Source organism: Sinorhizobium garamanticum (assembly GCF_029892065.1).
In the GTDB taxonomy this organism is placed as follows: Bacteria; Pseudomonadota; Alphaproteobacteria; order Rhizobiales; family Rhizobiaceae; genus Sinorhizobium; species Sinorhizobium garamanticum.
Genome location: NZ_CP120373.1, coordinates 458,415 through 484,552 on the forward strand (window position 1 = coordinate 458,415; position 26,138 = coordinate 484,552).

At 59.8% G+C, this 26,138-nt stretch carries 23 protein-coding genes, 1 tRNA gene and 3 pseudogenes; 15 read left to right on the plus strand and 12 right to left on the minus strand.

Going from position 1 to position 26,138, the window contains the following annotated elements; all coding sequences use genetic code 11:
- Position 1: 1 nt before the first annotated feature.
- Positions 2-730: an RlmE family RNA methyltransferase gene (locus tag PZN02_RS02210; RefSeq protein ID WP_280660012.1), complete on the minus strand. Its 729-nt coding sequence runs from the start codon at positions 728-730 to the stop codon at positions 2-4.
- Positions 727-2,343, minus strand: coding sequence for a Ppx/GppA phosphatase family protein (locus tag PZN02_RS02215; RefSeq protein ID WP_280661358.1), 1,617 nt, complete (start codon positions 2,341-2,343; stop codon positions 727-729). The genes PZN02_RS02210 and PZN02_RS02215 overlap by 4 nt, the downstream gene beginning before the upstream one ends.
- A 430-nt stretch (positions 2,344-2,773) precedes the next feature.
- Between PZN02_RS02215 and PZN02_RS02220 the strand changes: the two genes are divergently transcribed.
- Positions 2,774-2,847: transfer RNA gene (locus tag PZN02_RS02220), tRNA-Gln, on the plus strand.
- A gap of 200 nt (positions 2,848-3,047) precedes the next feature.
- On the opposite strand, the gene PZN02_RS02225 is transcribed toward PZN02_RS02220, so the two are convergent.
- From PZN02_RS02225 to PZN02_RS02235, 3 genes are all read right to left on the minus strand, one after another.
- On the minus strand, positions 3,048-3,425 hold the full coding sequence (locus PZN02_RS02225) for a DUF6074 family protein (protein WP_280660013.1): 378 nt from the start codon (positions 3,423-3,425) through the stop codon (positions 3,048-3,050).
- Complete coding sequence (locus PZN02_RS02230; protein WP_280660014.1) at positions 3,422-3,868, minus strand: hypothetical protein; 447 nt, start codon at positions 3,866-3,868, stop codon at positions 3,422-3,424. The genes PZN02_RS02225 and PZN02_RS02230 overlap by 4 nt, the downstream gene beginning before the upstream one ends.
- Positions 3,869-4,074: 206 nt before the next feature.
- On the minus strand, positions 4,075-4,428 hold the full coding sequence (locus PZN02_RS02235) for a hypothetical protein (protein WP_280660015.1): 354 nt from the start codon (positions 4,426-4,428) through the stop codon (positions 4,075-4,077).
- Between the two features lie 89 nt (positions 4,429-4,517).
- On the opposite strand from PZN02_RS02235, the pseudogene PZN02_RS02240 reads away from it, so the two are divergent.
- Positions 4,518-4,769, plus strand: a pseudogene (locus PZN02_RS02240) (helix-turn-helix domain-containing protein); the annotation flags it as partial.
- Between the two features lie 43 nt (positions 4,770-4,812).
- On the opposite strand, the gene PZN02_RS02245 reads toward PZN02_RS02240, so the two are convergent.
- The 4 genes from PZN02_RS02245 to PZN02_RS02260 all read right to left on the minus strand — a co-directional run bounded on the left by PZN02_RS02245 (position 4,813) and on the right by PZN02_RS02260 (position 8,215).
- Positions 4,813-5,166, minus strand: a complete 354-nt coding sequence (locus PZN02_RS02245) for a hypothetical protein (protein WP_280660017.1) — start codon at positions 5,164-5,166, stop codon at positions 4,813-4,815.
- Positions 5,167-5,668: 502 nt separating this feature from the next.
- Positions 5,669-6,028 carry a DUF5655 domain-containing protein gene (locus tag PZN02_RS02250; RefSeq protein WP_280660018.1) on the minus strand — a complete coding sequence of 120 codons (360 nt, stop codon included), beginning with the start codon at positions 6,026-6,028 and terminating at the stop codon, positions 5,669-5,671.
- A 677-nt stretch (positions 6,029-6,705) separates the two neighbouring features.
- Complete coding sequence (locus PZN02_RS02255) at positions 6,706-7,005, minus strand: thermonuclease family protein (RefSeq protein ID WP_280660019.1); 300 nt, start codon at positions 7,003-7,005, stop codon at positions 6,706-6,708.
- Between the two features lie 583 nt (positions 7,006-7,588).
- Positions 7,589-8,215, minus strand: a complete 627-nt coding sequence (locus tag PZN02_RS02260) for a hypothetical protein (protein ID WP_280660020.1) — start codon at positions 8,213-8,215, stop codon at positions 7,589-7,591.
- A 147-nt stretch (positions 8,216-8,362) separates the two neighbouring features.
- On the opposite strand from PZN02_RS02260, the pseudogene PZN02_RS02265 reads away from it, so the two are divergent.
- A pseudogene (locus tag PZN02_RS02265) lies at positions 8,363-9,106 on the plus strand (tyrosine-type recombinase/integrase); the annotation flags it as partial.
- Positions 9,107-9,841: 735 nt separating this feature from the next.
- A complete protein-coding gene (locus tag PZN02_RS02270) occupies positions 9,842-10,291 on the plus strand; it encodes a YybH family protein (protein WP_280660021.1) in 450 nt (149 codons plus the stop codon).
- Positions 10,292-11,275: 984 nt separating this feature from the next.
- Here the strand turns inward: PZN02_RS02270 and PZN02_RS02280 are convergent.
- Both PZN02_RS02280 and PZN02_RS02285 read right to left on the minus strand, forming a co-directional pair.
- Positions 11,276-11,434: pseudogene (locus PZN02_RS02280) on the minus strand (type IV secretory system conjugative DNA transfer family protein); the annotation flags it as partial.
- A gap of 129 nt (positions 11,435-11,563) precedes the next feature.
- A complete protein-coding gene (locus PZN02_RS02285; RefSeq protein WP_280660022.1) occupies positions 11,564-12,586 on the minus strand; it encodes a LacI family DNA-binding transcriptional regulator in 1,023 nt (340 codons plus the stop codon).
- A gap of 234 nt (positions 12,587-12,820) precedes the next feature.
- Here PZN02_RS02285 and PZN02_RS02290 point away from each other — a divergent pair, with 234 nt between their 5' ends.
- From PZN02_RS02290 to PZN02_RS02315, 6 genes are all read left to right on the plus strand, one after another.
- Entirely contained in the window at positions 12,821-13,798 is a 978-nt protein-coding gene (locus PZN02_RS02290) for a Bug family tripartite tricarboxylate transporter substrate binding protein (RefSeq protein WP_280660023.1), read from the plus strand.
- A 62-nt stretch (positions 13,799-13,860) separates the two neighbouring features.
- Complete coding sequence (locus PZN02_RS02295) at positions 13,861-14,334, plus strand: tripartite tricarboxylate transporter TctB family protein (RefSeq protein WP_280660024.1); 474 nt, start codon at positions 13,861-13,863, stop codon at positions 14,332-14,334.
- Positions 14,335-14,361: 27 nt separating this feature from the next.
- The gene (locus tag PZN02_RS02300; RefSeq protein WP_280660025.1) at positions 14,362-15,861 is read left to right on the plus strand and encodes a tripartite tricarboxylate transporter permease; all 1,500 of its coding nucleotides are present in this window, start codon (positions 14,362-14,364) and stop codon (positions 15,859-15,861) included.
- A gap of 36 nt (positions 15,862-15,897) precedes the next feature.
- A complete protein-coding gene (locus tag PZN02_RS02305) occupies positions 15,898-16,800 on the plus strand; it encodes a dihydrodipicolinate synthase family protein (protein ID WP_280660026.1) in 903 nt (300 codons plus the stop codon).
- Between the two features lie 37 nt (positions 16,801-16,837).
- Complete coding sequence (araD, locus tag PZN02_RS02310; RefSeq protein WP_280660027.1) at positions 16,838-18,574, plus strand: L-arabinonate dehydratase; 1,737 nt, start codon at positions 16,838-16,840, stop codon at positions 18,572-18,574.
- 18 nt (positions 18,575-18,592) lie between these two features.
- Entirely contained in the window at positions 18,593-19,318 is a 726-nt protein-coding gene (locus tag PZN02_RS02315) for a ribonuclease activity regulator RraA (protein WP_280660028.1), read from the plus strand.
- A 702-nt stretch (positions 19,319-20,020) separates the two neighbouring features.
- Here PZN02_RS02315 and PZN02_RS02320 read toward each other — a convergent pair.
- A complete protein-coding gene (locus tag PZN02_RS02320; protein WP_280660029.1) occupies positions 20,021-21,103 on the minus strand; it encodes a LacI family DNA-binding transcriptional regulator in 1,083 nt (360 codons plus the stop codon).
- A 153-nt stretch (positions 21,104-21,256) separates the two neighbouring features.
- Here PZN02_RS02320 and PZN02_RS02325 point away from each other — a divergent pair, with 153 nt between their 5' ends.
- From PZN02_RS02325 to PZN02_RS02345, 5 genes are all read left to right on the plus strand, one after another.
- A complete protein-coding gene (locus PZN02_RS02325; protein WP_280660030.1) occupies positions 21,257-22,288 on the plus strand; it encodes a sugar ABC transporter substrate-binding protein in 1,032 nt (343 codons plus the stop codon).
- A gap of 102 nt (positions 22,289-22,390) precedes the next feature.
- Complete coding sequence (locus PZN02_RS02330) at positions 22,391-23,347, plus strand: ABC transporter permease (RefSeq protein WP_280660031.1); 957 nt, start codon at positions 22,391-22,393, stop codon at positions 23,345-23,347.
- Between the two features lie 17 nt (positions 23,348-23,364).
- Positions 23,365-24,141: an ATP-binding cassette domain-containing protein gene (locus PZN02_RS02335; protein ID WP_280660032.1), complete on the plus strand. Its 777-nt coding sequence runs from the start codon at positions 23,365-23,367 to the stop codon at positions 24,139-24,141.
- Positions 24,141-25,115 (plus strand): ABC transporter permease, encoded by a 975-nt coding sequence (locus PZN02_RS02340; RefSeq protein ID WP_280660033.1) that lies wholly within the window; start codon positions 24,141-24,143, stop codon positions 25,113-25,115. Before PZN02_RS02335 ends, PZN02_RS02340 begins: the two co-directional genes overlap by 1 nt.
- A 10-nt stretch (positions 25,116-25,125) precedes the next feature.
- Positions 25,126-26,136: a Gfo/Idh/MocA family oxidoreductase gene (locus tag PZN02_RS02345; RefSeq protein ID WP_280660034.1), complete on the plus strand. Its 1,011-nt coding sequence runs from the start codon at positions 25,126-25,128 to the stop codon at positions 26,134-26,136.
- Positions 26,137-26,138 lie beyond the last annotated feature (2 nt).

The following is a 26,138-nucleotide window of genomic DNA, read 5'->3' on the forward strand; positions in this document are numbered from 1 at the left end:
TCTACTCCGTTGCGGCATCTTCCGCTGGTTCCGTCGCCCGCCGCCCCTTGAAGCCCTTGGCGAGCAGGAACATCTCGACCGATTCGGCGCGAGACGAGGCCGGCTTGACATGGATGACCTGACGGAAATTCTGCTTCAGCATGTTCAGGAGTTCACGCTCGGTGCCGCCCTGGAACGTCTTTGCCAGGAAGTGGCCGCCTTCGGCGAGCACATCGACGGCAAAATGTGCCGCGACCTCGCAAAGATGCATCGTCCTGAGATGGTCGGTCTGGCGATGGCCGGTCGTCGGCGCCGCCATGTCGGAGATCACGAGGTCGGGCGTTCCACCGACCGCCTCCTTCAGCCTGTCGGGCGCCTCAGGGTCGAGAAAATCCATCTGCAGGAAGCGGACACCGGGGATCGGGTCCATTTCAAGAAAGTCGATCGCCGCCACACGCGGGTCGGCGTCGGTCGAATTCGTCACCTTGGCGGCGATCTGCGACCAGCTTCCGGGTGCAGCACCAAGGTCGATGATTCGCCTAGCGCCGGCAAGTATCTTGTGCTTTTCGTCGATTTCGAGAAGCTTGAACGCCGCCCGGGCGCGATAACCTTCGAGCTGCGCCCGCTGGACGTAAGGATCGTTGATGTGGCGCTCCAGCCAGCGGCGCGAGGAAGCCTTGAGCTTGCCCTTCTTCACCTTCTGGCCAAGCTTGCGGCCGCTGCGGTTGCCGCCGATCGGCGATTTCGTCATGCTTCATTTCCCCCGTGGGCCTTGTTCCCCTCGTGGGTCCTGTTCCCTTCGTGGGCCTTGTTTCCTTCCTGGTTCGCCGATCCGCCATTGAAGCTGCGCTGGTGCCGGCGCGGGCGCCCGCGGCGCCAGGCGCCGTCGTCCGCCATCATATCGGTCAGCAGGCCTTCGCGCAGACCGCGATCGGCCACGCGCATGCGCGTCGACGGCCAGCGGCGGCGGATCGCCTCGAGGATCGCGCAGCCGGCGAGCACCAGATCGGCACGATCCGGCCCGATGCAAGGATTTGCGGCGCGAGCGGCGAAATCCCAGGAAAGCAGGCGGGATTGCATCGCCGAAACCTCGTCGTCGGACAGCCACAGCCCATCGACCTTGCGCCGGTCGTAACGCGGCAGATCGAGATGAACGCCAGCAAGGGTCGTCACCGTTCCCGAGGTTCCGATCAGATGAAAGCCGTCGCCGCCATTCGCAAGAGCCTCGACCGGTGGGCTGTCGAAGCGGGCGAGCATGCCCTCGACCTCGCGCACCATCGCCTCGAAGCTCTGCGGCGTCACATGTTCGCCGCCATGGCGTTCCGAAAGGGTGACGACCCCGACGGGGAGCGACGTCCAATGGGTGATGTGGTTGGCCAGCCGGCTCGACCGGTTGTCGCCGATGCGGATGATGGCAATCTCGGACGAGCCGCCGCCGATATCGAAGAGGACGACGGATCTCGTCTCGCGATCGACCAGCGACGAGCAACCGGAAACCGCCAGCCGCGCCTCGGTCTGGCGATCGATGATCTCGAGTTCCAGTCCGGTTTCCTCCGCCACGCGCTTCAAAAAGGATTCGCCATTGGCGGCCGAACGCGCAGCTTCCGTCGCGATCAGTCGGCGGCGGCGGATCGAACGGGCATTGAGTTTCGCGGCGCAAATCTTGAGTGCCTCGACGGATCGCTCCATTGCGTCGTCCGAAAGGCGCCCGCTCGCTCCGAGCCCCTCGCCGAGCCGGACGATGCGGGAGAACGCGTCGACCACGCGAAACTGACCCGGCCGGGTCGGCTGTGCGACCAGCAGGCGGCAATTGTTGGTGCCGAGGTCGAGCGCTGCGTAAAGCGGTGCCGGCGGTTCACCCGTCGCAACAAAGGGTGCGCGCAGATTTTCCGGCCGAGGTGCCTGCGCCGGCTGCGAAGCCGCGGCAGCCTCGGCACCGCGTGTATCGCCCGGCCGGTCAGCAGCATGCGATTTGCCGTTCGAAGCAAGCGGCCGTCCCTGAAGCCCGCGCCGATGACGTGCCTTCTTGCTGCGCTTATGGCCCTTCTTGTCGGTGATAGCCGCAACGACAAGCTCGACGCTTTCGCCGGAAATGGCGGCCACGACCTGGCCCTGCGGTCTTGCTGCTTTCGAGCGCCGGCGCCGTTTGCGCTTGCGCGCCGGCTCCGTCACTTCCAGTCCTGCGGGACGCCCTGCTTCTCCGGCTTGGCCGGATTGGCTGGCAACTGCAGACGGCGAGCCGGACGGCCTGCGCCGCCTCCGCTTGCCTTTTCCGCCGCGCGGCGCGCCCTTGCGCACCTCGCCACGACCTGCTGCCGACGCCCCAGATTCAGACGGCTTTTCGCCGTGATCGGGGTCTCTCACGTGTCTCAACCATGGCGCCGCGCGAAGCCTGATGGCCGCTCAAGGCGCTCTCTCGATTTTGCGTTGGCGCGACTGTACCAGCGCCGCCCCTTTTCGCCAAACCTTTTTTGACGTGCGGTGGCTGCACGTTTCGTTAAATCGAAATCGATTTAAGGACAAAAACATGCAGTGATTCCAAGTGCGGCAGCATCCTTTGCATGTCTGGTGAGGCGCGCCGCGCTTGAGGCCGGCAAACCGAGGTCGGTCCTAGGCTTACGGGTAGACAGTCAGGTGCCGGTCGTTCCGCCCCCTGCCCGGCCCTGGCGCGTGAAATAAAGTGGCTGGCCACAGGCCAGTCGCATTTTTTTGCCAGAAGGTATTTGCATCGGCCATTCTTTTGTTTATAAGCCCGCCACACCGACGCGGCGGGCCACGCTCTGCCAGCGAGCCTTGGGGAATAGGTTAACGGTAGACCAGCGGACTCTGACTCCGTTAGTCCTGGTTCGAATCCAGGTTCCCCAGCCAACCACTTTCAGCAGCAAAATCAAGAAGTTAAGGCAACGCCATCTTGGCCAAACGGCCTTTTTCATGTCGCGTCATGTTGCAAAAGAATTCCGTTGATTTTCAACGACTACCGTGCAGACACGGCGACTCCACGCAACACGGAATGCAACATGTTTAGGAGATGACCACCGGGGAATGATTTCCAATCGCGCCGGATCAGGTTAAGCGGACGCGTTGTTCTCTTCGATGGCAAACGCCACCTGCAGTTCCATCTGTACCGCGTGCATGAATAGGCCGGCTTGGCGCGATATCTCTTCCTCGACAACGCCCGACCTTCTCAGCGCCGCGGCAAAGTCGGCCATTTCAGACCGCCAGAAACGGTTTGCTTGCTCTCCATGGAGCCGCTGGAGGGCTTCAGCGCATCGTTTGACATCGCCCGTGCGCCGATCGGCCGGGAACTGCAGAACCGTCATGCCGCCTCCATCGTTGCCAGGCGATTCGCCTGCGGATGGGGCTACAATCGCCGCCAGTCCTTCACAAAGATTGAACAGATTGCTTATGCCGGCTCCAAGAAGGCGACCCACGCCGACATGGCTCACAGCGAGTCGACGCCCTTAGCCTTTCTCGGCTTCCTCTTGGCTGGCTTGCGTTTCGGTGCCGCACTCGCTCTGGCCGCCTTCGCCTCGGCTTCGCGCTTCCTCCGAAGATCCTCGTAGAGGCGCTCAAGGTCGTCAAAAGCATCATCCATTTCGCGCTGACCGTGTTTAATTTGAAGTTGCTGATGAAGCAAAGTCGACGCGGTCACTTGCAGCGCACCTCTGACCGTCCGCTGCATTGCAAGCTTCCTTCGGCCAAACAGCGAATCGTAGTCTCTTATCTCCTCGTCCTCGAGCATCAGCGCGTTTGCGACGGAGGCTTCAGACGGCATCCTTCCGACCCTGTTGTGGAATTCGATCGCGGCCTTCACCACCTCGTCGCATCGCAGAATCACCTCATAAGGCCGGCCAGCGCCTCTCACGACCCGGGTGATGTTTGCGGCCAAGCCACCAGTTCGCTGTCGAAGTGCTGTTGGGCCATGCGCTTGTTAGGCTTCGGATGTGGATTGTCCGCGACTACAGTGAGCTTCGGCCGATCTTGATCATCGCTCATGGAAAATCCTGCCCCTCCAAGCAAAAAGGGCAGGGCGAGTCTGTTGTCGTGATCTGGCAAGGCCTTCTGATGGCGGCCCTTATGCCCTTCTCATGATGATCATGACTGTTTCTTGCCCCAATATGCTGCCTGGTAGGCCTTATGCAATTGGCGCGCGCGCCGGTCGAGTTCATAGGCCATGAAGGTGATGTTCGCTCGCGATTCGGCGCAGACGATCGCGTCCGCATCGGGATCGGTGTTTCTGAAACCGAGTGCCGCCTGAAACTCAAACTCGATGAGGTCGTGAAGCACGGTCGCCATCTGCATGACCGCGCCCACCTCGCATTCGAGTTCGCGCATGGATGAGACGACCGCTCGGCCATTGGTCTGGGCAACGATGGATTCAGCCTCTTTGTTCAGACGGTCGAGCTTGGGCAGGGCTTCAGCGACGGCAGGCGTGGGTTGATGCAGCATTGGTCTCGTCCCCATTGAGTTAAGATTACACTTCTGATACAACCTTGCACAAATCACAAGTCAACACTTTTGATGTAAGGTTGCTAATTTTGTCTATCACATCGGAACAGTGCCGTGCGGGTCGTGCCATATTGGGATGGTCTCAAGAACAGCTCGCCAGTGCCTCGAAGGTAGCCAAGGCGACGATTGCCAATTTCGAGGCGGGTAAACGGACGCCATACGATCGCACCCTGCAGGACATGCGGGAAGCGATGGAGGCGGCCGGCGTGATCTTCCAGGCTGAAGGCGAGATGGTCGACGGCGGCCCTGGAGTGAGGCTGAGAAGCGGAGGCGATCAGTCATGATTCCGATCGGCAAAGCCAGAGAGCGAGAAAATACAGGCGGTTAAGCCTTTTCGTCTTCATCGCATCCAAAGACATAAACCCGGATTAGCTTAGGGTCTGCCTCTAGCTTTCCAATGATTTCATCGATGAATTTCTGCACCCTTCCGTCAGCTTCAGAAGGGTCCTTACCTACTTCAATCAGGTCTCTCTTGCCTTCCTGGTAGAGACGGTCTGCCTTCACCCTCTGGGCTGCCTCTGAGACCTTGTTGCCTGCGTGCCTGTAGGCTTCCGCTAAGATCCTGTGCACGGCAGTGCAGTGGAAGTAGTGATACCTGGGGACGTGTCGCTTCCGTTCCTGTGCGGAGACAGCGGTCGAAAGCGAAAGTATGAGAGCCGCAACAAGCTGAAGTTTCATGTCGGATTAAAGCCCCTTGCCCCAAAAGGCCTTAGTCAGCCCTTTTCTTCGCACCTCGTCTAGCCTGTTCCTTCTCCTGCTTTTCGATCCATTGCAGGAGGGTGGATTTCCTGGCGGCCACGGTTCTGCCTATCCGGAAGGCCGGTAGGTTCCCCTTGCTCGTCATGCCAGGAGACTTGCCGGGTGCGTAATACCGAGGAAGCGGGCGATCTCTTGCTTTGCCGATCGCTGCAGGCTCTCGATCAGACATAGCCTTCCCGCCCAAAATCCCCGCGTAGGAGACGGATTTCTGCCGGCCGACATCGCGCCGATACAGAGACATAGGGAAAGCCTTGCCCGAGCATTTTCCTGCTGTGGGGAGCCGTCGGCTTCGGCGCGGGTTTGATTTCCGTTTGATTAAATTCAATCAGGGCGGACTTTGGAGGCATACAGAATGCGCACACAAGCAGCGCGGAGGGCATATCCCGGAGGCCCGCCCTTTTCTCTAACCTCTTCCCGCCAATTACGGTCTCAGACTCTCGCGTAGCGAAGCTTCCAGGAAAGGCATCACGTAATCCACCATTTCGGTACTGTGCAGGCGCATTTCCTTGTCATGCGGCCAATGATTTTTGTTAGCGTGGTCAATATGCTGCACCAGTTGTCTCGGGTCTGGTGTGCGAGAATTGTAGAATCTTACCAGTACATACTTCTTGCGAACCTTCACTTCGGCAAATATGCGATTGATCGAGTAGGTAAGCCGTTGCTGGGGCGTCGCATCTTCTTTTATTCGTCTGTCTAGCATCAAAATCCGCCTTCTCAGTCCGTCCAGAATGGGGCGGACTTCAGGTTCGGCGTATGCGATGTGCTCTTCAATCATGCCCATGGATCGATTTCTCCGGGTTCCGGGTCGGCGAGGTTATTGCACAGGAAAGACGTTGGAGCTCGTGATTGTACGCAAATGCCGTCTGCAATCACACTAACCCCTTTGGGCGGCGCCATAATCCTTGACTGCAGCGTGCACTGTGCGACCCTTCAAGCTCCTGGTTGTAGTGCGTGGGACGGACGCCGATGATCCGCGACTTTTCTAGGAGCGCAGCGCTGGTCTGCCTCTGCACCTTCCTTTCTGGATGCTGGCCAGGGGAGTGCTATCCGCCATTGCCTCCGCTGCTGCGCGATTTAGAAGCCTCGGGAGGCTGGTGGACCAACGGGTGCCCCCCTCCCGAAGATTTTCTTCGTAGCCGCATGCGAGAAGGCGTTTCACCGGAGCTCACAAAGCGATTGCGGATGCGGTTCCCGGCCGGCAGTGATGCGGCGGCGTTGGAACGATACCTGCAGGGAGAAGGGTTCCAGATTTCCTCACCTTGTGGTGAGCGTGCTCCGAGAGTGCGTCTGGGTCAGTTTCACCAAGAGGGTTGCCCGTACCCGATGAATGCGAAGATAGCTTGGGAGCGAGCAGAGGACGGAACAGTGACCTGGGTAAAAGGTCACGTCTTTTACAAATACCCGTAGGCTCGCGTTACGCCGCCGATCGCTCCTGCTGGTCTCGTGGGGCGTGCCATCTTATCCGCACCACGACGGCTTGAAGCCAAGCCAATGGTGAGCAAGCCCCTCGTCGACGAGTTGTGCCCCGAGCGATCGGCCGCCTCGGTAGACCTCGCGCAGCTTCCGACCGTATTTGTCCTCATCGCTGAGGCCTGCTTTGAGACCGAAGGCGCCGGCGTTCAGAAGCGATTGAAGGCGGAGCTTGGCCTGCTCGCCTAGCGCCTTCTCCTCTGCGCAACACGGCTCGCTGATCTCCGGCGTGTCGACGTCCGAGATCCCGTACTTGATGCCCTCGAGCCAGAATGTATCACCGTCCACGACGCAGGTTATCCGCGCGTCCGATGCGCATATGGGGAAGGATGCGGAAATGGTGTCTTCCGGCGGCACGGTTGCCCAGCCGTAGGCTCCACCTATCACGATGCCAGCGAGAGGCAACATAAACACCCAGGGGGATAAACCCCTTCTAGGCGCCGCCGGGCCTTTGATCGGATTGAATTCGGTGAATCCCCCCACGGCCTCCCGCGACGCTCGCGGCTTCTTGCCTGTCCGACCAAACAAGGAATTGGCGACAAGTATCGCGCAAACTAGCACGCCGCCTATGACCAGCGCGAAGGGCGAGCGACTTCCGCCTCCACCGCCCCCTCGCCTGCGCGCCTCGGCGTCATTTGGAAGCAAAAGCAGAAGTGGGCCGAGCACCAAAGCGCGGCGGCTTAACTGGGATGGCGTGACGCGCATCTGGTCCCCTCAACCGAAACTGCACAAACCCCTCTTTCATATGGAAGCACAAAGGAGACAGTGAGTCGAGTAGAGGCAGAGCTGCGCGCGTGAGTTGCGAGACTCGGCGCAAATAATTTTGACGGTCGGTTCTGGCACGGCCTGATCTTTGCGGCAGATCGGATATCTATGCGGCGGCCTTCAGTTCCACGGCATCCGCCTCTCGGGCCATGCGCATGAACTTGTGCGCGATATGCAGGGATAAACCCGACTTTTCCTGGACCCAGAGCGTGAAATGGCCGTGTGGCAAGCTCCGTTTGATCCCGGTCAGCTCGCGACCGTATTGAATCTCCTGTTCCTTGGTTCGGCGGACGCGCTTCGCGTACTTTTCGGTTGCGCCCTTCCCCGCCAGGCTCTTTTGCGCCTTCACCCAGAGCTGGTAATGGATGACGCCGGCCAGGGCATAGCGCTGGCGAACAACGCCGCGAAGCTGGGAAGTGATGTAGCAGATCCATCCCATCGGGAGCTCGTCGAGCCAGTCGAGGAACTGGGACGTATGTTCTTCGACCCATTCAGGGCATGCCCTAATCAGATCACTGAAAGCCCAGAGCGTGAACACGTCGATCAGCCCTTCCTTGCCTTTAGTTTCCGCCAACTCGGTCATGACCATGCGGAAATGCCCTTCGCCGTGTTTCGCGATAATCCGGGCCATCGTGGCTACGGCGCGAGTCTCACCAGGCATGGGGAAGACGTTTCCCGGAACGATCTTGATTCCGTATTCATCGCATATGGAGCGGGCGAGCGCTTCGGACATGGTCAACTCCTTTGTTTAGGACGCCGGGAACCGTTCGGCCGGCGGCGTGAAGCTCGCGGTAAATCGGCAAGCCTCCGTGACGCGCAACTCGTCGAGATAGCCATTCCACGAACAGTTGTCGGGGGCGGTGGAAGCTCGCCCGACATCGAAACTGTTAGGCAGCGTCGCGGTGTTGGTGTTGCTGATCGACTGCAGGACGCCGTCGATGAAGCAGCGCACCACGTTCGCGGCGACATTCCGACCAATGCTGAGATCCGGGCCATTCTCGACGCTGCTACCGGCCGATATCGCCCGCTCTTGGTGACTATGATCTTCACTGGCATCCGAGCCAGCGAGGCGCGCGGACTGCGGTGGGAAGATGTCGACCTGAAGCAAGCAATCCTGCACGTGAGGCAGCGAGCCGACCGCTATGGCGATGTCGGGATGCCAAAGTCCGAAGCAGGGCAGCGAACCGTTCCCCTGCCCCCGATCGCCGTCAACACACTGAAGGAATGGAAGTTGGCTTGCCCCAAGAGCGAGGCCGGGCTTGCCTTCCCCAATTCGGTCGGGAACATCGAGAACCACCAGAACATGCTCAAGCGCGGTCTGTGGCCGATTCTGATCGCCGCGGGCGTCACCACCACCACCGACGAATTGGACAAGGATGGAAAGCCGATCCTTGCGCCGAAGTATTCAGGCTTTCATGCGTTACGCCATTGGTTCGCGAGCTGGTGCATCAACCGGAAGGCAGATGGAGGCTTAGAGCTGACGGCTAAGGCCGTTCAGGTGCGAATGGGCCATAGCTCCATTCAGGTCACGTTCGACACCTATGGGCACCTGTTCCCGACAGTGGATGAAGCAGCGGAAATGGCGGCAGCCGAGCATGCCCTGTTCGCGATCGACCCGACATAGACGCGACATGCAGCAAAAAAGATGAGCCTTTTCAACGGTGGGTGGAACACTCTCACTCCGTTAGTCCTGGTTCGAACCCAAGGTCCCCAGGTAGGCACAATTTACGCCTGTAGCGCCCCATTCTGATCTGCCGATCGTCTCCAAAAATTCTGCAGATTTTACAGCCACATGCTACCTTTTCCGCGCCGGTAGCCGCAGCCTCGCGCTACTCCGATGTCGCAATCTACGATCGCACGAAAATTGGCTGGGGACCCAATTTCCTTCGGAGCGCGGCTACGGAAACTTGTGACCCTTTCCGGACGTTCGCTCGCCCGGGGAACGACCCGTTTCTTACCCAGAGCGGGCTACGACACCGGTACCAAGCGTTAGATTTTAGCCACTAGGGTAGTCGTTAAGCCGCGATCAGGCTGCTGATCGCCGGTGCGATCGGCTACGGGTACGCACTCAATTGTCGAGCGGGTCAGCGAGAGCGCCCAGAAGGTCTCGACACCAGGCTTGGGGCCAACACCCTGAAGGTGACCGGCTACATGCGCCGAGCCTGGCTTTTGTTCCATTCGTCGGCCGGCGCCAACTGGCATGGGCTCTGATCCCTCAGCAAAGGATGCGCCCCTCCCTGAATTTCCAACAACTTTAGGACTTAACCGCGCAGCGTTGTTTGCTCTGACGAGGCTGCCGGTATAAAGTTGTGCCCATCGGCCAAGAACAAGTGCCGGAATCGTCCAGGGGAGGATTTCGATGCGCTACTTTCTAGCGTCTTTTTGTTTCATCGCACTCGTTATCGGTGAACCTGCCGGTGCCCAGACAGCCCAATCAAGCATAGAGGCGAACAATGCCGACTTCGTCGCCAAGTTTGCCGCTAAGGATGCGAAAGGCCTGGCTCAACACTATACCGAAGACGCAGTAGCGTTTCCTCCCAACGAGAACCGGATCGCCGGCCGCGAAAGCGTTCAGAAGATGTGGCAGAGCTGGATTGATGCCGGATTGACCGATCTGACACTGAAAGCGGCGCAGGTCGAGGAGAGTGGCAATCTCGCGTATGAGGAGGGCACCTACTCTATCAAGATTCCCGGCAAGGACGGCAAGACCAGCGAGGAAATCGGCAAATACATTGTCGTATGGAAGAAGGGCGACGACGGCGAGTGGCGACTGCATCGGGATATCTGGAATACGAACCCTGCCAAGTAGGGTTCGTGCTCGCGTTGCCGCTCGGCTGCGGCATGCAAACGCTTCCTGCGCGCTATGTCAAAGCGATTTAGAGACGCGATGCATCCAGCAGGTTAAAAATGCGACAGTCTCGGCGTTTCACAAGGGCAGGGTCCGACCCACGCGGTCGCTCGGGTTCACCATCGCTCTGGCGCAAGTTGGCGCTTTCTGCGCGTTCAGATCCACGGCAGCAATGTGAACTTTCCACCCTCTCGCGACCTGTGAGGAACTTGAAAGGCCCATCCACGACGGATGGAACCGAAAGATCGACCCGAAACGGCCGTTGAGTCGCGCAGTTCCTGCCTGCTAGTCTAGCTTGAGAAAACAGGGTAGTGCCTATGACACAGACTGCGCATGGCAAGTGTCACTGTGGAGCGGTTCAGCTATCGGTGCCCCGCCTGCCTGCGATGTGACGGAATGCCACTGCTCGATTTGTCGTCGCTATGGTGCCTGGTGGGCCTACTACAAGGTGGAGGAAGTCTCCTTCACGGGGCCGACTGAGGTGTATGTTTGGGGGCGTAAATACATCACCTTTCACCGATGCTCAAAATGTGGATGTGTAGTCGCCTGGACACCGCGAGGGGACTACCCTGAATGCGCGGTGAATGCGAGAACGCTTGAAGGGCTTGATCTCGATACCGTGCGCGTCATCGTGGAAGAAGATGCTTCGGTGTAGTTCTTATATCCGAAGAGTGGCCGCTTGCCGGCGCATGGAAGCGGTCGCAATCTACCGTGATGGCCGGCGGCTTTCCACCCGACCGCGACATTCCGGCCGACTCTGGTTTTCTTCTGAGCGCTCCGTTTCACTTGTGAAATTGACAGCGAACTGCCGCCTTGAGCGTCGTTCGGTGGTGCCGGTAGAAGTGCCGTTGGTCGCCGCATTCGGCGGTTGCGTCGCCCCATCCCTGACCCCTGCGCGGCTACGGTGACGCTCGCTGCACCTGATCTGGCGCGCGCCCCGTTTCCATGGAACCGGTTCGTCCCGACGCAGGCCTTCATGTCCTCACGCCGGAACAAAATCGCGCGCCCGCATCTGAGCGGCGGATTGCCTGATGTGAAGACGATCTGTTCGTCGCTGCGCATGCGCAGCACTTCGTGCGGCATGATCAGCGGCCGACGGCTGAGCCAGTGGTTGAACCAGTCGTCTAACGAGCGCAACCGTTCGCCTTCGGATGTTGCTTTACCTCAAGCTCGTTCTCCCAGAACCAGTGGCAGCCCGTTATCCGCACCCAAGTCGCGATCGGCGATCGGCGATCAAGCGGACTGCCTCGCGACGATCTCAAAATCGATTTCAATCATGGGCTCGACAGTCTCGCCGGAAATTTTTCTTAGTATTGACCGCGCGGCCTTTGTGCCGATCATGCGCCGGTCGATGCGGACCGTTGTCAATGACGGATAAGTGTGAGGCGCGAAGTCGAAGTCGCCGAACCCAACAATTGCGACATCCTCCGGAACTCTGCACCCCCTTGCTATGGCTTCCGTCAGCGCCCCATGCGCGACCACATCGGAGCTTCCAAATACAGCTAGCGATCCCGATCCCCGATAGAGTAACTGACTCAGTGCTTTCCGCCCGTCGCTAAAGGTCGACGGCGAGTTCATCTCGATATGAGGAAGTTCCACCGCCGCGACGCCAGAGAGCCGCTTTATGAACCCATCTCTGCGTTGAATGGCGCGAGGATCGTTGGCGCCGATTTGCGCATATCGGCTATACCCCTTCGCCATAAGATATTCGGCCACCAAAGCCCCGACGTCATGGTGCGAAAAGCCGACAGCGGTATCGAGCGGTGACGGCGTCGAATCCCAGATCTCAACGATTGGCAAGCCCGCCCCTGACAACATCGCTCGCGTTTCCTTCAGGTGAGTGATGCCGGTTAGGATTATGCCATCGGGACGTCGTGCGAGGATGGCTCGCGTCAGTTCCATCTCCCGCTTTTGGTCATAGCCGGACAGGCCCAGTAGGAGTTGATAGCCTTCCGCGACGAGTTCGGCATTCAAACCTTCGATCGCCTCAGCGAAGATCGTGCTGGATACCGATGGAACGATTGCCGCCACCAGCCGTGTCCGTCGCGAGGCGAGGCCACCGGCCAGCAGGTTCGGCACATAGCCTGTCCTGGCGATGACGCGTTCGATAGCTTCAAGCGTCTTCGGCTTGACCAGGCGCGGCGTGTTGATCGCGCGGGAAACCGTTACGGGAGAGACGCCTGCAAGCCTGGCGATGTCCGCCAGCGTCACGGGGCTGGGTCGCTCTATTTGGCTGCTACTTTCCTGTCTGGACATGACCGTCTCCCAAATTGAAATGATTTACGCTTTCATTTCGTCGTTTATCAAGTCCTCCGGTAAAAAAGTTTCCAATATTCACCCAAGTAACTGAAGTTACTCATTAAAAATGGATGCGGCCAAGTCTTGCGAGACAAAATTAAATTGGTAAGATGAAAGCGCTTTCATTCCGAGCGAGGAGTCGGAATATAGGTTTCCAATGTGCGCTGAGCGCCAAAGCGGGAGGAGGAATTCATGCCCTTAAAGCGTTTCATCAAATTCGCGGCCATAGCCGCATGCATCTGTGCAGTGGCAGCAGCAGGCCACGCCCAGGACTATCCTTCGAAGACCGTAACGGTCATTGTTCCCTTTGCCGCTGGCGGCAATACCGATACCTTCGGCCGCCTCGTGGCCGAACAACTGGACAAGCGCCTCGGCCAGCGCTTCATCGTGGAGAACAAGCCGGGAGCTGGCGGCAATGTCGGTCTGGGCGACCTCGCCCGCGCTGAGCCCGATGGCTATACGATCGGCATGGGAACGGTCAGTTCCAATGCGATCAACCAGACCCTGTTCAAGACCTTGCCCTATGACAAAGAAAAGGGCTTTGCGCCGCTATCGCTGATCGCCCGGATGCCGAACGTTCTGGTAGTCAATCCGGAAAAGCTGCCGGTCAATTCCGTCCAGGAACTGATTGAACTGCTGAAGAAGGAGCCTGGCAAGCACACCTACGCGTCGTCAGGTGTGGGCACTTCTATCCACCTCGCCGGCGAATTGCTTGCCACCAGGGCAGGCGTCAAGATTACCCACGTGCCTTACAAGGGCAGCAGTCAGGCGATCATGGACGTGGTCGCCGGCCATATCGACTTCATGTTCGACAACATTCCGACGGCAGCCCAGCAGGTCAAGGCCGGCAAGCTGCGCGCGCTCGCGGTGACCAGCCTCGATAAGGCATCGCTCCTGCCCGACGTCCCGACCATGGACAGCGTCATTCCCGGCTTTGAGGCAACCTCCTGGCACGGCCTCTTCGCACCTCCCGGCACGCCACCGGAAATCGTCGAGAAGCTCAGCAAGGAAGTTCAGGCCATCCTTCACGACCCTGCCATGAAGGAGAAGATCGAAGGCATGGGCGCAACACCGGTCGGCAATACGTCCGAGGAATTTGCCACCTTCATCAAGGGCGAAACCGACAAATGGGCAGAGGTCATCAAGGCGGCGAACGTCCCGCTGCAGTGACATTTCCCACCGGCCGGCGCATCGCGTCGGCCGGTGCTTTCTGACCTATGGATCGTGAAGCCATGTTGAAGATTAGAAACGGTCGCGACTTTGTCGGCGGCGCGGCGATGGTCATCGTCAGCCTACTGTTCATCTGGTTCGGGCGAGACCTCGATGTCGGGAACTCGTTCCAGATGGGACCCGGCTACTTCCCCGTCATGCTGAGCCTGCTGCTGATCGGCATCGGAGTTCTCATCATGGTTCAGTCTCTGGTGGTTACCGTCAAGGGCGAACCGGATGCGCCCGCAAACTGGAAGGCCTACGCGCTGGTCATCTTGGCGCCGGTGTTCTTCGGGCTGGCAATATCTCGCCTCGGACTCGTCCCGACCATGTTCCTGATGATCGTCACGGTCAGCTCTGCCAGCAAATATGCCGATTGGCGTCATTCGATCGCACTCGCACTGTTCATGACGATCTGTTCGGTCGTCTTATTTACACGGCTTCTGTCGCTTCCCGTCAGCTCCTTCGGGCCATGGATCCCCTTCCTCGGAAACTGACCGACAACATCCGCCAGGAGTTCTGTGATGGATATCTTTTCCAATCTCTTGCTGGGCGCTGCGACCGCCTTCCAGCCGATAAATTTAGTCTATGCCTTCATCGGTTGTTTGCTCGGCACGGCCATCGGCGTTCTGCCGGGGCTGGGACCGACTGCGACGATCGCCATGCTGTTGCCAATCACCTTTGGACTGCAGCCGGAGTCGGCATTAATTATGCTCGCCGGCATCTTCTATGGGGCCCAGTATGGCGGCTCGACCACGGCGATCCTGATCAATCTTCCGGGCGAAAGCTCGTCCGTCGTTACCGCGATCGACGGTTACCAGATGGCCCGCCGTGGGCGCGCCGGTGCAGCACTGGCAACGGCGGCACTTGGGTCCTTCTTTGCCGGAAGCGTGGCGACCATACTACTTGCGGTCGCTGCCCCGCCGCTCGCCGCGGTCGCCCTGAACTTCGGTCCCGCCGAATATTTCTCGCTCATGGTCCTCGGCCTTGTGGCATCCGTGGCGCTCGCCAGCGGCTCGCTCCTGAAGGCGTTTGCCATGATCGCCTTCGGCCTGCTGCTTGGTTCGGTCGGCACCGACGTGGAAAGCGGCATGCCGCGATACATCTTCGGCATCCCAGAGCTTTATGACGGTCTCAATTTCGTCGCAGTCAGCATGGGCATATTCGGCATCTGCGAGATCCTCCGCAATCTCGAGAACGAGCATGAGCGTTCGGTCGGAGTAAAGAAGGTGACTGGCCTGATGCTTACCCGCGACGATTTCAGGCGCATCCGCGGTCCAGTCCTGCGCGGCACAGCGCTCGGCTCGTTCCTGGGCGTGCTGCCGGGCGGAGGCGCCATGCTATCCTCCTTCGCCGCCTATGCGCTGGAAAAGCGCATCTCGCCAAACAGGGCCGAATTCGGAAAGGGCGCGATCGAGGCAGTCGCGGCGCCGGAATCTGCCAATAATGCCGGAGCGCAAACCTCGTTCATTCCGATGCTGACACTTGGCATACCCGGTAACCCGGTCATGGCCCTGATGGTCGGCGCGATGATCATCCAGGGCATCACGCCCGGCCCCAACGTCATCTCCGAGGAACCCGATTTGTTCTGGGGCATGATAGTCTCCATGTGGTCGGGAAACCTGATGCTGGTGATCCTCAATTTGCCGTTGATCGGGTTGTGGGTACGAATGCTGACCATTCCCTATCACTTGCTGTTTCCCGCAATCATCGGCTTCTGCTGCATCGGCGCCTACAGCATCAACAACAGCGTTTTCGACGTTTTTATCATGGCGGGCTTCAGCGTCGTCGGCTTTGCGCTCTCCAAGCTGCGCTTCGAGCCTGCACCGCTGTTGCTCGGCTTCATCCTGGGGCCGATGCTGGAGGAGAACCTTCGCCGCGCCATGCTAATCAGCCAGGGCGATCCGACAATCTTCGTGCGCAGCCCGCTCAGCCTTTCGTTGCTGATCGTCGCCGTGATCGTGCTGGGCCTAGTGCTTTCTCCCTCGATCAGCCGCAAGCGCGACGAAGCCTTCACGGAGTGACCCGGTGCGAATTTTACCGAGATAAGGAAGCAGCCGATGACCGAAAATCTACGCACGGCCCTGACAGGCATCTCCGGCATCCTCGTCACACCTTATAATGACGCCGGGGAGATAAATCCCGGTCGACAAAAGCCGATTGTTGACAAGGCGATAGCAGCGGGCGTGCACGTTCTGGTCGCGAACGGCAATACGGGCGAATTCTATGCCCTGACGGTCGAGGAGGCCGAGGCCATGGTACGCGCTTCGGCCGAGCATATCGGCGGACGCGTCCCTCTTCTGGCGGGCGTCGGTCGAGGCGTACGGGATGCGTGCCGGTTGGCGCGAACATCGATTGCAGCTGGGGCCGCAGCCCTGATGATCCACCAGCCGCCGGATCCGTTCTCGTCCCCTCGTGGCCTAGCCGACTATGTGAAAGCCGTAGCCGACGCCGCGGAGGGCTTGCCCGTCGTGCTCTACCTGCGCAACGACGCCATCGGCATCAAAGCCGTAAGGGAACTTTGCAAACTGCCCTCCGTCGTCGGCGTAAAGTGGGCGACGCCGAATCCGCTGAAACTGGCCGAGGCGATCGCCGCCACCGATCCCGACATCATCTGGGTCGGCGGACTGGCCGAAGTCTGGGCTCCAGCCTTCTATGCGGTCGGCGCACGGGGCTTTACGTCTGGGCTGATCAATGTCTGGCCCGAGCGCTCGGTTGCTATCCACGCGGCGCTGGAAGCGGGAGACTACCGCAAGGCCAACGATCTGATCACCGGTATGAGAGCCTTTGAGGAGATTCGCGCCGAGGAACTGAACGGCACCAATGTAACTGGGGTCAAGGCGGCGCTGGCAGCAATCGGTTATGACTGCGGCACCACCCGGCCGCCTTCGGCCTGGCCGCTCACGTCATCCCAGCATGCGGCACTGCAGGCATTCATCACATCAAACGAAATCCGCTTCTGACGAAGCCAATGCGGTCGAAGACCGGCCGGAGACGTCAATGACACCGAAAAAGACCTACGAGCAACTGCGATCCGCCCGCTGGATGGTGCCGGACGATCAGCGTTCCTTCGGCCACCGTTCGAGGACCATGCAGATGGGATACGATCCGGTGGACTGGGAGGGCCGGCCTATCATCGCGATCCTCAACACCTGGTCGGATGCCCAGCCTTGCCACATGCATTTCAAGGACCGCGTGGAATGGGTCAAACGCGGCGTCCTGCAGGCCGGTGGTTTTCCCATGGAGCTGCCGGCGCTGTCGCTTTCGGAAAACTTCGTCAAGCCGACGACCATGCTTTACCGTAACCTGCTGGCGATGGAAACCGAGGAGTTGCTGCGCTCGCATCCTGTTGACGGCGCCGTTTTGATGGGCGGCTGCGACAAAACTACGCCTGCCCTTATCATGGGCGCGCTCAGCATGGGCCTGCCCTTCATCTTCCTGCCGGCCGGACCGATGCTGCGCGGCAATCATGCCGGCAAGTATCTGGGCTCCGGTACAGACGGCTTCAAATACTGGGACGAGCGCCGCGCCGGCACGATCTCAAAAGAAGAGTGGCAGGGCATCGAGGGCGGCATCGCTCGCTCCTACGGTCATTGCATGACCATGGGCACGGCCTCGACAATGACCGCGATCGCTGAAGCCATGGGCCTTTCCCTGCCCGGCGCCTCGTCTATCCCTGCCGCTGATGCCAGCCACCAGCGCATGTCGACCCAATGCGGCCGCCGGGTCGTCGAGATGATCTGGGAAGACCTCACGCCGGATAAGATCGTTACGCCAGCGGCGGTCGAGAATGCAGTGACGGTGGCCATGGCAACGGGGTGCTCCACTAATGCCATCATCCATGTAATCGCCATGGCGCGACGGGCTGGCATTCCGCTTGAACTCGACGATCTCGATCGGATAGGCCGCACCACGCCAGTCATCGCCAACATCAGGCCATCCGGTAGCAATTACCTGATGGAGGACTTCTACTATGCCGGCGGCCTGCGCGCGCTGATGAAGCAGCTTGGTAAAAAGCTCGACAGTTCCGCGATCACGGTTACCGGCAGACCGCTGACCGATGGGCTCGAAGCGGTGAAGGTCTGGAACGAGGATGTGATCCGGCCCCTCGCCAATCCGGTCTATCACGAGGGATCGCTCGCCGTGCTGAAGGGCAATCTTTGCCCTGGTGGCGCCGTGATCAAGCCAGCGGCCTGCGACCCGAAATTCCACCGGCACAAGGGACCGGCGCTGGTGGCCGACAGCTATGCTGAACTGAAGAAGATCATCGACGATCCGGATTATCCGCTGACGCCGGATACGGTGCTGGTGCTGAGAAACGCCGGCCCGCAAGGCGGGCCGGGTATGCCGGAATGGGGCATGATCCCCATGCCGAAGGCACTTTTGAAGCTCGGCCTGCGCGACATGATGCGCATCTCCGATGCCCGCATGTCGGGCACATCTTTCGGGGCATGTGTGTTGCATGCGGCTCCCGAGGCCTATGTCGGTGGACCACTTGCGCTGCTCCGGACCGGCGACATGGTCCAGATGGATATTCCCGCACGCAGTCTGAATATGCTTGTGTCGGACGATGAGCTGGCGGCACGACGCGCCGCCTGGACGCCGCCGGCCCCGCGCTACGGGCGCGGATACGGCCTGATGTTCTCGAAACATATCGAGCAGGCTGACAAGGGCTGCGACTTCGATTTTCTCAAGACGGATTTCGGCCCCAGGGTCGATGAACCGGCGATCAACTGACCAGATCAGGAGCATTCCATGTCCGACTATATATTGTCTGATGCCACACGCGCCAAGCTCATGAAGGTGTCGACGGCCTCCGTGGCAACCGCCCTCTACAAGCGCGGCCTGCGCAATCAGTTCATCCAGAATGTCCATCCCGTCTCCTGGAAGGGTGTCAACATGGTGGGCCAGGCCTTTACGCTGCGCTATATTCCGGCGCGCGAGGACCGCAATGCAATCACTGTCTTCCGCAATGCCGACCATCCACAGCGGGTGGCGGTGGAGACCTGCCCAGCCGGCCATGTGCTGGTGATGGACAGCCGCAAGGACCCGCGGGCAGCGTCCGCCGGCTCCATCCTCGTCACTCGGCTGGCCGTGCGCGGCTGTGCCGGCGTCGTCTCCGACGGCGGCTTTCGCGATGCGGAGGGTATTGGCGAGCTGGACATGCCGGCCTATCACCAGCGACCATCCGCACCGACCAACCTGACGCTACACGAGGCGTTGGACATCAACGTGCCGATCTCCTGCGGAGATGCCCCGGTCTTTCCTGGCGATGTGATGCTTGGAGACGGCGACGGCGTCATGGTGATCCCGGCGCATCTCGCCGACGAGATCGCCGAGGAATGCACCGGAATGGAGAGCTATGAAGACTTTGTACTGGATCAGGTAAGGGCTGGCGAGCCGATTATAGGTCTTTACCCCCGGACCAAGGATGAATATCTGCCTAAGTTCGAGGCATGGCGCAAAGAGAAGGCTCGCTGAGCTCAGGTTCGACAACACGATCCGAGCGGCTACCACGATCGTGGTGAGAACACAGGAGTTGAGAATGGTCTTCAAGTCCCACGGAAGCATCTCATTGGCGGCGATTGAATCAGGATAAAGGAAACTTTCCTGAACGAGCCTGCCGCGACCCTTCCGGAGGTGAATCGCACAAAAAACTGCTTGGCGAACGGGCCGCGCGCGCCCTCGCCAATCGGCATGAACTTGCCGGCTAGTTCCGTGGCGCGGTTGAATTTCTTCGTCGGCTGGGAGCTTGTGGATGCAGGCCAGGAGCAAATCCACTTTGCTTTGGTTTTCGCCCCAAAGATGGAGAGCTGCCGCCGCTAGAAGCTCTTCCGGAAACTGTGAGCCTGATCGGGTTTGTCCTGCTGACTGTAATCGGCGGCGGGGTTGCCGAGCGGTTTTGGAGAAAGGCTTGATCGAGCAGAACCGCTGGGGACAGTCGGTCCCGGGTCCGATCCTGCGGGCGGCGCTTCTCTAATCCGGTGTGTCGAGGTGAAGACGTTCCCGTTGCTGCGAGGAAATGACATTCATCGTCAGCAGTCGACCCAAAACGGTCAGCGAAGGCAGATGCCATGAATGGCTCGATTGGAGCTCTTCGGAGACGTTCGCTCAGGCGATACGCGGGTGAGGTGATTCCACGCCCCTGCCCAGATCTCCGCCATTACCCGGTAGTCTTTTTCGTCACAGACCGCAATTGTATCGGGTGTGCACCAGGATCTGCGAATAGGACGGCTCCACGGTTACGCCCCCGACGTTGTCACGGATCCATTTGGCGGCTGTCGCCAGCTCGCCGCTGAAGTCGTGCGAAATGACATAGTCCATGACCCCGGATTCCAGCAGGTTTCGCGAGTGGTTGGTTAACTCGTGGCCGACGAAGATTGTGTCACGGGCCCTTCCAGCGTGCTCCAGTGCCGCTGCCACGCCGCGATTAGCGCCGGCGACATTGTAGATCGCGGCCGGGTGACCATGTGCCTCGAAATAGCGGGTCAACTGCTCACAAGTGCTCTCCGGCCTGTCGTCAGAAATCACACGTTCCTCGATCTTCAAGTATGGAAAATCGGAACGGAGCACCCTTCGAAACCCCATCTCACGCTCCTGCTGGCAGCGGAACGCCACGCTCATGACGATCAGAATATTGTTACGCTCCTTCGGAAGCGCATTGCCGATCAACAGAGCGGCCACGCTGCCGGCGGCATACTGGTCATTGCCTATGTAGACGCTGCGACGGGAACTCGGCAGATCGGTCGTCAGGCAGACGACGGGAATTTCAATGGACCGCAGCTTGCGTATCGCGCGGTTGATCGCCGGATGCTCGCGAGCGATGACTACGGCACCATCCGCGGCGCTACCTTCCTGCTCAATCCGGCGCGCAAACGATGAAGGCTCGACTTCGCTCGTGGTTAGGTAATCTCCCTCAATCTCGATGCCGGCAAGGGTTCGGTTGACCTCAGTTACAGCGGCCGCCATTGCTGCATTGAAGGTTTCGCCGGAGTCACAAAATAGACGAATGTGCAAAGGGATGTCGCGGTCCGCGCTTTCGTTCTTCAGCTTTTCGAGCGCCCCCAGGACGCGGGCTCTCGTTCGTTCTCGGACGCCGCTGCGGTTGTTAAGGACCCTGTCGACCGTCGCGGGACCGACTCCTGCGAGCTTGGCAATTTCCTGGACTTTGGGGCCTTTCCATGTCCGATTTTGCAGGTGATCGATCACAGCTTTCTCCAGTTTCCGCCTAAAAACTGATGGTAAAAACATCATCTCGGAAGTCATTACTCATCGCAACGCCAAATTTTTGAACGGCTTGCCACTATGTTGTGCGACATCGATCTTCTGATGTATTTCGCATCATAAAATGGCCTCCGTCTTCCTTGTCTGATGTGATTTCAATCCAGATAATCACATCGTTAACGGAGGAGGAACCCCATGAAATTCGGAAATTCGATTCTGCTTTCTGCCTTGATGGCCGCCACCGCACTTGGAGGCATAGCCAATGCGCAGGACGGCGAAAAGCAATATCGCTTCGTCATGGTCTCTCACATCGGATCGAACGATCCGAACATGGGTTGGCTGACGAAGTCGATGGAGGAGTTCGAGAAGAAATATCCGAACGTCAAAACCGAATACATCTCCACCAACAACTATTCGGTCCAGGAACACGTTCGCCTTCTCGAGCAGGCTATCTCGACCCAGCCCGATGGCATCGCCGTGCCGATCGTCAGTTCCGATGCCTTCGAAGGGCCGCTGCGCAAGGCCATCGAAGCCGGCATTCCGGTCGTTGCCTTCAATATTCCGGACGGCCGGCCTGAGGGCGAGCGCATTCCCTACCTGACCTATGTCGGCGGCGACGAATATCTCACGGGCAAGAAGCTCGGCGAATACGCGCTCGAAAAGGCAGAAGCCGGCGAAATCCCGAAACCGACCCATGTCGTCTGCGCAAGCCATGACTCCGCCCACCAGGGTCTCAAGGCTCGTTGTGCCGGGATGAAGGACGCAATGGAGAAGGCCGGCGCGAAGGTTGATGAACTCTTCATCGGCGCCGAACCGGCGACGGCACGCAACACCTTGCAGTCCTTCCTGCAGGCCAACCCGGACACCAACTACATCTTCACGGTTGCTGGCTGGTCTTCACCCTGGGCATGGGGTGTCGCCAATGAGATGAAGCTCGACCCGGATGTCGACGACAAGGGCGTGACTGTCCTGACGGTTGACGAGGGTCCGGTTTCGATCGAGGGCGTGCGCGCCGGGCATGTGCTGGCGACGAACAGCCAGGGCTTCTGGCTGCAGGGCTACGCTCCGATGGAATGGCTCTACTGGAACAAGGAGTTCGGCTACGCGCCGCAGTCGAATATCCTGACCGGTCCCGTGATCATCAACAAGGATAACGCAGACAAGTGGGCCGAACTGGTCCGCGGCGTCTTTGGCGACAAGGCCTACGACGAGCAGAACACCTGGTAAGGGTTCCTCCCGGAGGGGCGGCCGGCTGCGACGAGGAGCGCCGGCTGCCCCGACCCATTTGTGCGCCTGACATCGCACATTGAAACCAGCGAGCAGAGTGTCATGAAACAGCTTGTGCGAAGCCAAGGCTTCGGCGCGATCATCGGCGTCGTCGTCATGCTTGTCGTGTTTTCCCTGATCGACTTTTCCGGCTGGTGGACCGCCCAGACCATCACCAATGTCACGCAGTTCACAGCCATCTTGTCCTTCGTCGCCATGGGCCAGGCCCTTGTCATCATGACGAAGGAAATCGACCTGTCTGTCGGCTCCGTTTACGGGCTGGCTGGCGTTGCCTTCATCACGCTGGAACCGAGTTTCGGTGTGCCCGGATCGCTCGTCATAGCGCTGGTCATGGCTGCCTTCGTCGGCCTTCTTCAGGCGTTTGCCGTGGTGAAGGGGCACTTGCCGTCGATGATCGTGACGCTCGGCGGCCTCTTTGCGGTCCGCGGGATCATCTATGTCTGGACGGGTGGCTCGGTCCACAATTTCTCAGCCGATGCACGCATCCATCCGGTGACCCGTCTGTTCGGCGGCGAACTGTTCGGTGTCGAAGCGGCCATATTCTGGCTTGTCGTGGTCGCCGCCGTTCTCGGTATCGTCCTCTGGGCCACACCCTTCGGAAATCGCCTTCTGGCCACCGGGGGAAGCCGCGAAAGCGCGGAATCGCGCGGCGTTCGCACCGACCGAGTGAAGATCTGGACCTTCGTCCTTTGCTCGCTGCTCGCCGGATTCGCCGGCATCCTGACCCTATGCAACCAGCCGCAAACCCATGTCACGCTCGGCGAAAACATGGAGCTCGAGGCCATTTCTGCCGCGGTCATCGGCGGCTGCCTGCTGACTGGCGGACGCGGCTCGATCATTGGAGCCGTACTCGGAGCTCTCATCGTCGTCAGCTTCCGCTACGAACTCATCGCTCTTGGCGCGCCCTCGTCCTGGTACATCACCTTCGTCGGTGTCGTGCTCATCGTGGCGATCATCTTCAATCAGAAACTGGCCCGTTTCCTCGGACACAGCGTTTGACGCGGGAGGACATCAAAATGGCGAACAGCACCCCCCTCATTCAGGTGAAGAACCTTGATCTCCACTTCGGCGCTTTCCACGCCCTCAAGAACGTCTCGGTGGACTTTCACGCCGGTGAGCTGATTGGCCTGGTCGGCGACAACGGCGCCGGCAAGACAACGCTGATCCGCGTCCTTTGCGGCATTTACGCCCCGACGTCGGGCGGGGTCTTTTTCGATGGCAATAAGGTGGAGAAATTTCACCCGAAGCTTGCGATCGACCAGGGCATCGAGACGATTCAGCAGTCCGTCGGCCTCTGCGACAACCTGTCGATCGCGCGCAATTTCTATCTCGGACGCGAGCCGGTTAAGCGTGTTCTCGGCATCCCCTTCCTCGATATGGGCAAGATGCGAGAGAAGTCTACACGCGTGATCCGGCAATTCGGCTTGCGTGCAAATGTCTCCGCGGACGACGAGGTGGAACGCCTGTCAGGCGGAGAACGTCAGTCCGTGAAGATCGGTCGCGCGGTCGAATTCAAGAACAGGGTCGTCATCATGGACGAGCCGACCAACCATCTGTCGGTACGCGAACGCGAGCACGTCAACGAGCTCGCCGTCCAGCTCAAGGAGCAGGGCCTGCTCGTCATCTACATCACTCACGACATCTTCCAGGTGCACAGGCTCGCCGACCGAATTGTGATCATGGAGAATGGCGAAAAGGTCGCGGACGCAACGACGGATTCCATGACGGCGGAAGAACTCGAAGAGGTAATCCGCCAGGGCGGGCGCGTCGTGGAAAAGCGGGAGGCGGTCTGATGGCTCTCTCCTCCGCCAAACCTCTTATTCGGCGTCACGCGGAGATCGGGATCATCCTGATCGGCGCCGTTCTGATCGTCATCTTCGCCTCAACATCGGACGGTCGGTGGGCCAATCTCTACAATATCGGCACCATCCTGCAGGTGACGGCAACGCTAGGCTTGATGAGCCTCGGCGTCGCTCTGGTGATCGGGACGGGCGAGATCGACATCTCGGTCGGTTCGACTTTCGGCATGGGCGCGCTGGCCTATCTCTGGCTTGCGACCCAGGTTGACCCGTCGATCGCCGCAGTTGCTACGGTGTTGGTCGGCGCCGCGATCGGACTGTTCAACGGCTTGCTGGTCACCCGAACCGGCACGCCATCCCTCATCATCACGCTTGGGACGCTGATGATCTTCCGCGGCATCGCCATCGCTCTGACCGAGGGATTTTCGTTCTCTATTCCCTATGCAGCGCGCAAGGGCTGGACCTACTTCGTCCTCGGCGGCGGTGACTTCCTGGGCTTCAACACCGCGCTCTACTGGCTCATGACGTTGACCGTTATTCTCCTGGTGGCGTTGAAAGCAACGCCTTTCGGCAACCGCCTTCTCGCCGTTGGCGGGTCCGCCGAAAGCGCGCATTCGCGTGGCGTTCGCGTTGATCGCATCAAACTGTCCGCTTTTGTCCTGTGCGGCATGTTGGCGGGTTTCGCTGGCACGCTCGAGGCCGGCAAGCTTGGCTTCGCAGACGGCTCGATGGGGCGCCTGATGGAACTGCAGGCGATTGCCTCGTGCGTGCTTGGCGGCTGCCTGCTCGCCGGCGGCAGGATCTCGCTGCCAGGTGCGCTGATGGGGGCCTTCGTTCTGTCCTCCATCCAATCCTATCTCGTGGTTACGGGCGTCCGTCCACAATGGTTCATCCTCGTCCTTGGTCTCATCGTGGTACTCGCCGCCTACGGCGACCGATCGCTGCGGCAATGGGCGCTTCGCAAGTAAAGGGTTCAAAATGTCTGTCAGAGTAGCGATCATAGGCGCGGGTATCATGGGGGCCGATCACGCCCGCATTGTCGCCGAAGATCTTCCGGGAGCCTCGCTGCAGGTTGTGTGCGACGCCTCGCAGGAGCGTGCGCGCAAGGCGGCCAACGAATACGGCGCAGGTGACGTCTCGGACGATCCGCTTGCCACCATCAGACGCGATGACGTTGATGCCATTCTGATTGCCAGCCCCGACGAAACCCATGCGCCGCTTGCGCTTGCGGCCATCGAGGCTGCAAAGCCCGTGCTTTGCGAGAAGCCACTCTCGCAAAGCTCGAAGGAGTGCCAGGACGTCATCGAGGCGGAAGTGTCCCGCGGCCGGCAGTTCGTCCAACTGGGCTTCATGCGCCGCTTCGATCCGTCCTATCGGGAAATGAAAGCGGCCTTGGACGACGGCTCCCTCGGGGCCGCGATCATGATGCACAATTTCCACCGGAACGTGGAAGCGCCTGCAAACTTCACGGGCCGGATGGCTATCACCAACTCTGCCCCCCACGAGTTCGATGTCGCACGGTTCGTCCTCGGCGCCGATTACAAGGCGATCTCCGTCTTCCAGCCGGCCGGGATAGACGCTTCCAGGACGGGAGCGCCGGTCTTCATGGTCCTGGAGACCGACAAGGGCCAGCTGGTCAACATCGAGATCAACAACAACGCCGCCTACGGCTATGACGTCCGCGGTGAGCTCGTCGGCGAAAAGGGGTCAGTCTTTCTCAACGCGCCGATCCATACGCGACAGAACGGCCGGCTCATGTCCTACGAGCGTTATGCGCCGGACTGGAGGCCGCGATTTGCGGAAGCCTATCGGCTTCAGAACAAGGCCTTTCTCAATTTCGTCCGAACCGGGGAGTTCCCTCCCATCGCGGCGGACGCTTGGGACGGCTACTGCGCAGCGCGCGTTGCGGAAGCGGGCGTCGAAGCCCTTCAGAAGGGCGCGCGCGTCACCCTTGCGGGAGCGGAAAAGCCGTCCCTCTACAAGCATTAAAG

Bases quoted from the DNA above. Each gene is read 5' to 3' on its own strand.
- PZN02_RS02210 (WP_280660012.1), bottom strand. From the start codon at position 730: ATGACGAAATCGCCGATCGGCGGCAACCGCAGCGGCCGCAAGCTTGGC.
- PZN02_RS02235 (WP_280660015.1), bottom strand. From the start codon at position 4,428: ATGCTGCATCAACCCACGCCTGCCGTCGCTGAAGCCCTGCCCAAGCTC.
- PZN02_RS02245 (WP_280660017.1), bottom strand. From the start codon at position 5,166: ATGAAACTTCAGCTTGTTGCGGCTCTCATACTTTCGCTTTCGACCGCT.
- PZN02_RS02250 (WP_280660018.1), bottom strand. From the start codon at position 6,028: ATGGGCATGATTGAAGAGCACATCGCATACGCCGAACCTGAAGTCCGC.
- PZN02_RS02260 (WP_280660020.1), bottom strand. From the start codon at position 8,215: ATGTCCGAAGCGCTCGCCCGCTCCATATGCGATGAATACGGAATCAAG.
- PZN02_RS02270 (WP_280660021.1), top strand. From the start codon at position 9,842: ATGCGCTACTTTCTAGCGTCTTTTTGTTTCATCGCACTCGTTATCGGT.
- PZN02_RS02285 (WP_280660022.1), bottom strand. From the start codon at position 12,586: ATGTCCAGACAGGAAAGTAGCAGCCAAATAGAGCGACCCAGCCCCGTG.
- PZN02_RS02290 (WP_280660023.1), top strand. From the start codon at position 12,821: ATGCCCTTAAAGCGTTTCATCAAATTCGCGGCCATAGCCGCATGCATC.
- PZN02_RS02295 (WP_280660024.1), top strand. From the start codon at position 13,861: ATGTTGAAGATTAGAAACGGTCGCGACTTTGTCGGCGGCGCGGCGATG.
- PZN02_RS02300 (WP_280660025.1), top strand. From the start codon at position 14,362: ATGGATATCTTTTCCAATCTCTTGCTGGGCGCTGCGACCGCCTTCCAG.
- PZN02_RS02305 (WP_280660026.1), top strand. From the start codon at position 15,898: ATGACCGAAAATCTACGCACGGCCCTGACAGGCATCTCCGGCATCCTC.
- araD (WP_280660027.1), top strand. From the start codon at position 16,838: ATGACACCGAAAAAGACCTACGAGCAACTGCGATCCGCCCGCTGGATG.
- PZN02_RS02315 (WP_280660028.1), top strand. From the start codon at position 18,593: ATGTCCGACTATATATTGTCTGATGCCACACGCGCCAAGCTCATGAAG.
- PZN02_RS02320 (WP_280660029.1), bottom strand. From the start codon at position 21,103: ATGACTTCCGAGATGATGTTTTTACCATCAGTTTTTAGGCGGAAACTG.
- PZN02_RS02325 (WP_280660030.1), top strand. From the start codon at position 21,257: ATGAAATTCGGAAATTCGATTCTGCTTTCTGCCTTGATGGCCGCCACC.
- PZN02_RS02330 (WP_280660031.1), top strand. From the start codon at position 22,391: ATGAAACAGCTTGTGCGAAGCCAAGGCTTCGGCGCGATCATCGGCGTC.
- PZN02_RS02335 (WP_280660032.1), top strand. From the start codon at position 23,365: ATGGCGAACAGCACCCCCCTCATTCAGGTGAAGAACCTTGATCTCCAC.
- PZN02_RS02340 (WP_280660033.1), top strand. From the start codon at position 24,141: ATGGCTCTCTCCTCCGCCAAACCTCTTATTCGGCGTCACGCGGAGATC.
- PZN02_RS02345 (WP_280660034.1), top strand. From the start codon at position 25,126: ATGTCTGTCAGAGTAGCGATCATAGGCGCGGGTATCATGGGGGCCGAT.